Origin of the sequence: Helicobacter sp. (assembly GCF_022511165.1) — a bacterium.
GTDB lineage: Bacteria > Campylobacterota > Campylobacteria > Campylobacterales > Helicobacteraceae > Helicobacter_C.
This window is the reverse complement of record NZ_JAFLSB010000061.1, coordinates 1-6,915: the sequence shown is the minus strand read 5'-3', so window position 1 is coordinate 6,915 and position 6,915 is coordinate 1. Positions and strand designations below refer to the sequence as shown.

At 38.7% G+C, this 6,915-nt stretch carries 6 protein-coding genes; all 6 read right to left on the bottom strand.

Annotated features, from left to right (window positions below; all coding sequences use genetic code 11):
- Positions 1-160 precede the first annotated feature (160 nt).
- Positions 161-952: a diaminopimelate epimerase gene (dapF, locus tag J1E28_RS07415; protein ID WP_291028338.1), complete on the bottom strand. Its 792-nt coding sequence runs from the start codon at positions 950-952 to the stop codon at positions 161-163.
- Between the two features lie 30 nt (positions 953-982).
- Positions 983-1,585, bottom strand: coding sequence for a dephospho-CoA kinase (gene coaE / locus J1E28_RS07410; RefSeq protein ID WP_291028336.1), 603 nt, complete (start codon positions 1,583-1,585; stop codon positions 983-985).
- A 4-nt stretch (positions 1,586-1,589) separates the two neighbouring features.
- Positions 1,590-2,378 (bottom strand): spermidine synthase, encoded by a 789-nt coding sequence (locus J1E28_RS07405; RefSeq protein ID WP_291028335.1) that lies wholly within the window; start codon positions 2,376-2,378, stop codon positions 1,590-1,592.
- A gap of 236 nt (positions 2,379-2,614) precedes the next feature.
- On the bottom strand, positions 2,615-3,295 hold the full coding sequence (gene hsrA / locus J1E28_RS07400) for a homeostatic response regulator transcription factor HsrA (RefSeq protein ID WP_291028333.1): 681 nt from the start codon (positions 3,293-3,295) through the stop codon (positions 2,615-2,617).
- A 46-nt stretch (positions 3,296-3,341) separates the two neighbouring features.
- Positions 3,342-4,100 (bottom strand): polysaccharide deacetylase family protein, encoded by a 759-nt coding sequence (locus tag J1E28_RS07395; protein ID WP_291028330.1) that lies wholly within the window; start codon positions 4,098-4,100, stop codon positions 3,342-3,344.
- Positions 4,097-6,664 carry a flagellar hook-associated protein FlgL gene (flgL, locus tag J1E28_RS07390; protein ID WP_291028327.1) on the bottom strand — a complete coding sequence of 856 codons (2,568 nt, stop codon included), beginning with the start codon at positions 6,662-6,664 and terminating at the stop codon, positions 4,097-4,099. Before flgL ends, J1E28_RS07395 begins: the two co-directional genes overlap by 4 nt.
- Positions 6,665-6,915 lie beyond the last annotated feature (251 nt).

The following is a 6,915-nucleotide window of genomic DNA, read 5'->3' as shown; positions in this document are numbered from 1 at the left end:
TTGGGGGGTGAGTGGTATATCTGCGAACGGGATAAGGGGAGCGACTTCGCAATTTAAGCCCCTCCCCCTTATAAAAAAAAAAAAAAGAATCTAGATTCTAAAAACTCCAAAAATAAAAATCTATTTTTAGATTCTAGAATCTTAAATAAACCAATGAGATTCAAAACTCACCCAAAAGCCACTCGCAACGCGCAATGCGTTTAACTGCTCCTTTAAATAAAATATGAGAATGTGTATCTAAGCAAAGCCATAAAGTCTCTTTGCTTGGTGGGATAAGGATTGCCTTAGTTTCGCATAGATTGCGCTTGAAAGCTATAATAAAAGCTGCTGCCGCTCCTGTCCCACACGCAAGAGTAATATCCTCAACGCCTCGCTCATAAGTCATATATGATATATGATGCTCTCCTCTATGAGCAAGAGTGATATTTGCATCATATTTTATCCGCAACGCCCTTAAAAGCGCATCTTGCTGTGTAGGCAAGGCACTTTGTGTAAAGCCCACTAAATGCGGCACACCTGTATCAACAAGACTCCATAAATCCACGCCATAGGGATTAGATTCTACAATATGCTCTTGGAGGAGCGTATATGCGCCTAAATCACTCTGCACCAAAGATGTATCACACTCATCTAATGTAATGCCTATCAGCCCTACTTCGCTCAAAAAGCGATGTTTTAAGGGGGCAAGTCCCTCGATATACGCGTAATGCCCTACACTGCGACTTGCATTCCCGCACATTTTGGCGCGTGAGCCATCGGCATTATAAAATTCCCACTCATACGCATAATCTGCGCTATTTGAGGGGATAAGCACCACCATACCATCAGCGCCAATGCCATTATGCCGCTCACACACACTTTGCGCGAGGGCAGCGCGTGAGCCATCATCGTGAGTATGGGTGTGAAAAATCAAAAAATCATTCCCACTGCTACTATATTTTATAAACTGCACACAATCCCCCTACTGCGCTTTAATAACCTATCAAGGCAAAGAGCGAATATATATCTCTACGCGCTGTTGCAATGCGCACAAAGAGCCATCATTACCAATAATATCATCGGCTAAGCGGACTTTCTCCTCAATAGGCATTTGCGCATCAAGTCGTGCCTGTGCCTCCTCCAATGTAAGATTATCGCGCCGCATAATGCGCTCTATGGCTTTTTGTGCTGGAGTATAGACAACAAGTGAGCGCGTTACTGGAAAATATTCCTTGCCTCCTACTTCAAAAAACAAAGGAATATCTAAAAAATACCACATTCTCTCTCCTTCGAACTTTTGCGCTCGGGCAAGAATGCTCTCTTTGATATGAGTATGGAGAATAGATTCAAGCTTTTTGCGCTTCTCTGTTGAGGCAAAAATAATCGCACCAAGCTTTTTTCTATCAATCTTGCCATTTTGACCCACAATCTCATCTCCAAAGGCAGCAATCACTTCTTGGCTATGCTCATCAAGCACTTGATGAGCGATACTATCAGCACAAATACTCTTAAAGCCATAGAGCGCAAAAAGCTTTACCAATGTGCTTTTGCCACTTCCTATCGAACCTGTGAGGGCGATTGCGTAATTTAAAGTATTTTTTTCCACTATACTAAAACTTTGCGATGTCTTGTATTTTTTCAAACAAAAAGTTAGGAAGCACGAATGCACTCTCGTGTATATGGGCGTTGTAATAACGCAATGGAGGGAGAAGGTCGATTTTTTGTAGCAGCATATCTGCAAGAGGGTGGAGAGCTTTTGAAGCAAAAATATAACTTTTATCACCCAAAATGCTTAAATGTGCCGAAAAAGGCATAACAATACTAAAAAAAGATGCGCAATCGCCTAACATCTGCACAAAAGATTCTGTCATAAGGAGGGGGTGATGATTGCGAATAATCAAAATCCCTTGTGGTGAAAGCATACGCGATAAGCCATCGATTTGATGTTTAGTGAGGAGCGCATCGGCAATAATAAGATCATATTTTTTAATATCTAAATCCATTATCTGCTCAAAAAGCATAAAATGTGGATTTTCTATCACTTGATGAAAATGTGGCAAAAAGCTCATAAGCGAATCTAAGCTCTTTCTATCATTTTGCACACAATCCACGCTTACCTTATGCTTGAGGCATTCATAGGCAATCTCAAGATTGAAACTATCAAAAAGCAAAACCTGTTTGGCATCGGGCAATACACAAAGCGGGAGGTGGGCTAGAAGCTCGGATTCTATAAAGAGATATTTGCTAAGCATTAGATGTGTTTGATCAATCATCGCTACTTGCTCAAAATCAGCACTCTTAAAAACTTCTACAATATATGTGCTACGCGAATCTAAAATCTTTGTATCAATAGTATATTCTTGTCGAAAATTAGAAGTGAGCTGCCGAGTAATCCACATTGCAAAAAACTCTCTTAAAAAAATTTTTTGCTTGTATAAAATCAAAAAAAAGCTTAAGATTGTATTAAATTAGAAGAAATTTATAAAACTCCCCTGCAGGTGCTTATGGCACATAAAAGCATAAGATGCTCTGCTGTGTTCCCACCCTGAAGCGTTGTCTCATACATTCATTGCATAAGTCTGCAAGGAAGCGGGGAAATTATAAACATTTAAGGCTTAAAAGTGATTGAAAACCTTTAAGCATCACTTGGTTTTTTAGGATAACAAAAGCGATAGCCTCTGCGGCGCACAGTTTCTATTGTGCCGATATTTAAGGGCTTATCCATTTTTTGGCGAATCTGATTAATGGCTACTTCAATAACATTAGGCGTTACAAGCTCTGGCTCCTCCCAAATCGCATCAAGGAGCTGCTCTTTAGAAACAATCTGGTCGCGATGACGCGCAAGATGTGTGAGGACTTCAAAGGGTTTGCCTTTGACTTCAATCTCTTGCCCTTTGTAAGTGATTTTCTCCTCATCAGGGTTAATCACCAAATCTTCAATCTCAATCACATTTGAACCCCAAAAGCGCAATCTTGCTTGGATTCTAATTAAAAGCACTTGTAAATTGAAAGGTTTAGGCATAAAATCATCTGCACCCTCTCTAAAAGCCCGAATCTCATTATCAGCGGAAGTTTTATTAGAAATAACAAGTACAGGGGTGCGCGGAGATTTTTCTTTTACTTGTGCGATAATATCAAGCCCACAGCCATCAGGCAAATCCCAATCTGCCAACACCAAATCATAATTGCGGATACTGATATAGTATTCACCATCTTTTAGATTTTCTGCAACATCAGTTTGGTAGCTGCGTTTATTGAGCATTTCTACGATATTTTTACATAAGGTGGGATCATCTTCAATCACCAAGATTCTCATTTTGTTTCCTCTCAATACTTAGTTTTAGCTTCAATTATAGCATAATTTATAAAAATATTTTGCCAATTCTAAAATTTCTTACGCGTGAAGTGGCAAAGGCATATTTTTTGAGCCAAAAAAGACTTGCCTTGCAATCATATCGTTTAAGCGCGTCATTGCTCTCTGTAATGGGGTTTAAGCCCTGTTGTTGCGTATAAAATGCCTCATAGCCTATGCTTTTTGCTGTGCGAAGCAACCCTTGATTATAACCCCCATCAGGCCAAGCAAGATGCTTTGTATCGACATTAAGCCGCTCTTTTATGAGCCGTTTTGATAGCTCAAAATCCTCGTGCCACGAAATTGAAATAATATTTGAAAATTGATAGGTATGCGTCATTGAGCCTATGCTAAAAACATCTTGCATTTGAGCAATCTCATTCCAATTACACATTATGCCTCTTGCATTTTCTACAAGCATATTTTTGTATTCACTATGAGGCACTTGCGTGTATTCACTTGTGCCTTTTGAGGCTTCATCAACCCATTCTGTTACGACAAATAATCCAGCTTTGACATTGTATTTTTTTAAAATCTCATAGGCATTGATATAAATATCGCGCCACGCCCCATCAAAGGTAAGCAAAACAACGCGTTGAGAGAAAGGCGCACTATCTTTTTTATAAGCAATCACATCATCAAGGCTCAAAAACTGAAAAGACTTCTTTTGCAAATACGCAATTTGTTTTTCAAAAATCGCTGGAGATATACTATAAGAATCCTGCATATCGCGGATATGGGTGTAGCGGAGTATAGGAATGCACATCATAGGTAATTAACCAACGACATTTGATTAATGCGACTTGTTGAAGCAAGGATAGCATTATAATTTGTAGTGAGATTTGAGAAGTGATTGTAAGTTTCGGCAACATCTGTGCCAATCACATCACTTTTAATAGATTCTATTTGCACGCGCAAAATTTCATTCCTCCTTATCACATTTTCAAAACTGCGACTATGTGAGCCATTGAGCGCAATCATTTTTTCAATATGATCCCCTAAATGCTTGAAGAGTTCTATACCATTTTGAATCCCTTTATTGCGCATTTGGTCGGTATATTCCTCTCCATAAGAATCAGGGCGATACACACCTGAACGCACCGCTTGAATAATACCATCAATAGCATTAAAAAAATCTACATCGGGCTGATCAATTATCAGCGCATTGTTAGCATTAAATGTAAGCGAAGCTTGATAATCGCGTATGCCTTTCTCGCTAAAATCATTACTTGCCTTATCATATATCATAAATTTCATACGCGAAACAGAGCGCATATCATCGCTAATCTCAATACGCCCATCTTTACTTAAATATACCCTCATACGCGCATTCGTATCTGCCACAAGTGATTCATAGGCATTTTTCCCTGCTTGTGTAGGGGTGTTATTTTGCACTTGTGTCGCTTGATACGCACTTGTTGGCTGATTGCTATAATTAAGCGCAATACCTATCATATCAAGTAATTGACGATAAGTAATATCATCAGCCTTACTAATAGTTACTGCTGGTGGCTCATCGTGGGGATTATAAAATGGAATAAAAATTTCAGCTTGGGATTTAGAATCTGTCATATCAAAATCCGCATTGGGTAGCACTAAATATGAACCTTTTTCGCCAAATTCCATACGCGCATTAACAGGAACTCCATTATGATCTTCGAGCTCAAGTATGTAAGTTTGCCCATTGAGGCTTCCTCCTGCGACTTCTGAAAGCTTTGTCTCATCATTGGCATAGCTCATACCATCTGCAAGAATCTGCGATACATTAGAAATCAGCTTAGAGCCTTGATTATCAAAGCTCACTTGATCATATTCTGTGCGATAATCCCGCCTTAAACCCTTTGTCTCTAAGCCATTACCATCAAGTGTTGTAAGCGAGAGAGAGAATCCACTTGGTCCATTAAAAGGAGGATCCATCAAATCTCTATCTTTATGCGTTACATTCATATCGCGGAATACAAGCTCACCGCGTATAATCTCACCCTCTATCTTGCCACCAAAATGATTTTTTACAAGAGCAAGCACATCTTGCACTTGCAAATCATCATCAACATCAATGCTCAATGGCTCAATAGATTCTTCATTGATTGTGCCATCATCATTATTTGGACGTGTGCCTGCAAACACAAGCGTTTTGACATCTTCAGCCAATACATCTTTAAGTTTTGTATTTAAAGTAGCAGGAAAATTATCTTTTGTAAGCAAAGTTGAGGGGATAGTCAGCTCACGATGATCATAATTGCTTTTTATCGCCTTTATCTCGCTTTGTGAAAATTGCCCCATAAAATTGCTTTTTTGAAAGCTTGTAACACGCGCCCCAAGTGCGGGTAAATCATCGACATTATCTACATCAGTATCGCTTGAAATCAAATGAAAATCTAAATTTGCATTGCCGGGTTTGAGATTTTTAATCTCAATCTCTCCCCAAAAATTCAAATTCACATCAACCACTTTATTTTTGCTTGTATTGCCATATTCTTTACCGATTCTATCAAGCAAATCCTGCACTTTTGTGGCATTAGCAGCATTCTTATAACCTACATCAAATGAAAATTTGCTCTTAAAACTTGTGCCATCAGGGCGAACACCGCGCAAATAAAAATATTCCTTGCCATTATTGCTTGTATCATTATCATTATCCCCTATCAAATCACGCAAAGTATCCCCTGCCTTGATATACACCTCTTCGGGTATATCGCCACGCTTAATTTTATCCATAATATCATTATTGAGTTTTGTTTGATTAAACTTGCGGATATTGCTTGTAATACTTTTATGATAATCAGAATCTCGCCCAAAAAATAGCTCTTCTCCGGTAATATTATAAGGTATGAGATTATTATTGCTTACCAAAGCTTCAAGCCTATCATTATTTCCCTTATAGGTGCCATCTGGCTCAAATGGGCGAATCTTCACATTGCTCCCTGCAAAAAGAAACTCACCACCAATAGCAGTATTTGCGATATTTATCATATGCTCTTTGAGCTTTTCTAAATCCCTTGCTATCGCCTCACGCGAAGTAGGCGAGTGAATATCATTTGCAGCTTGAATAAGCTTGGTATTAAACTGCTCGGCAGTAAGTGAGAGCTCTGCAAGGGCTTTATCAGTATTAAGCGTGGCAGTGTGAGCGTCATTACTCACATCAATGCCTTGATCTAAATTGACTTTTTCATACTCAAGCTTAAGGTTTTGATTAAACACACTGCTATCTTGGTAGCCATATTGAATCTTAAGCCCTGAAGCAATCTTTGTGTTTATATCCATAAGCTTACTTTGCATCGTGCCTTGATAATAATTCATTTGGTTATATTTCGTGCCAAATGTAACCCTCATTGTTCTTCCTCGCGTTATTGATATTTACAGAATACCACTTCTATATCGACTTTTAAAGCAAAAATAATACCTTAAAATCATAATCTTAAGAATCCTAAGCTTTATCTTTATTTATCTTTACTTTCACTCACTGCGCACTGCGCCTTTTAGAGATTTTAAACAAATATCAATCAACCTAGCGTGAAATATCAAGCACCTCCTCTTGCTGCTCATAGATAATCTTGCTCTTATCCCATTCAATCTCACCCTCT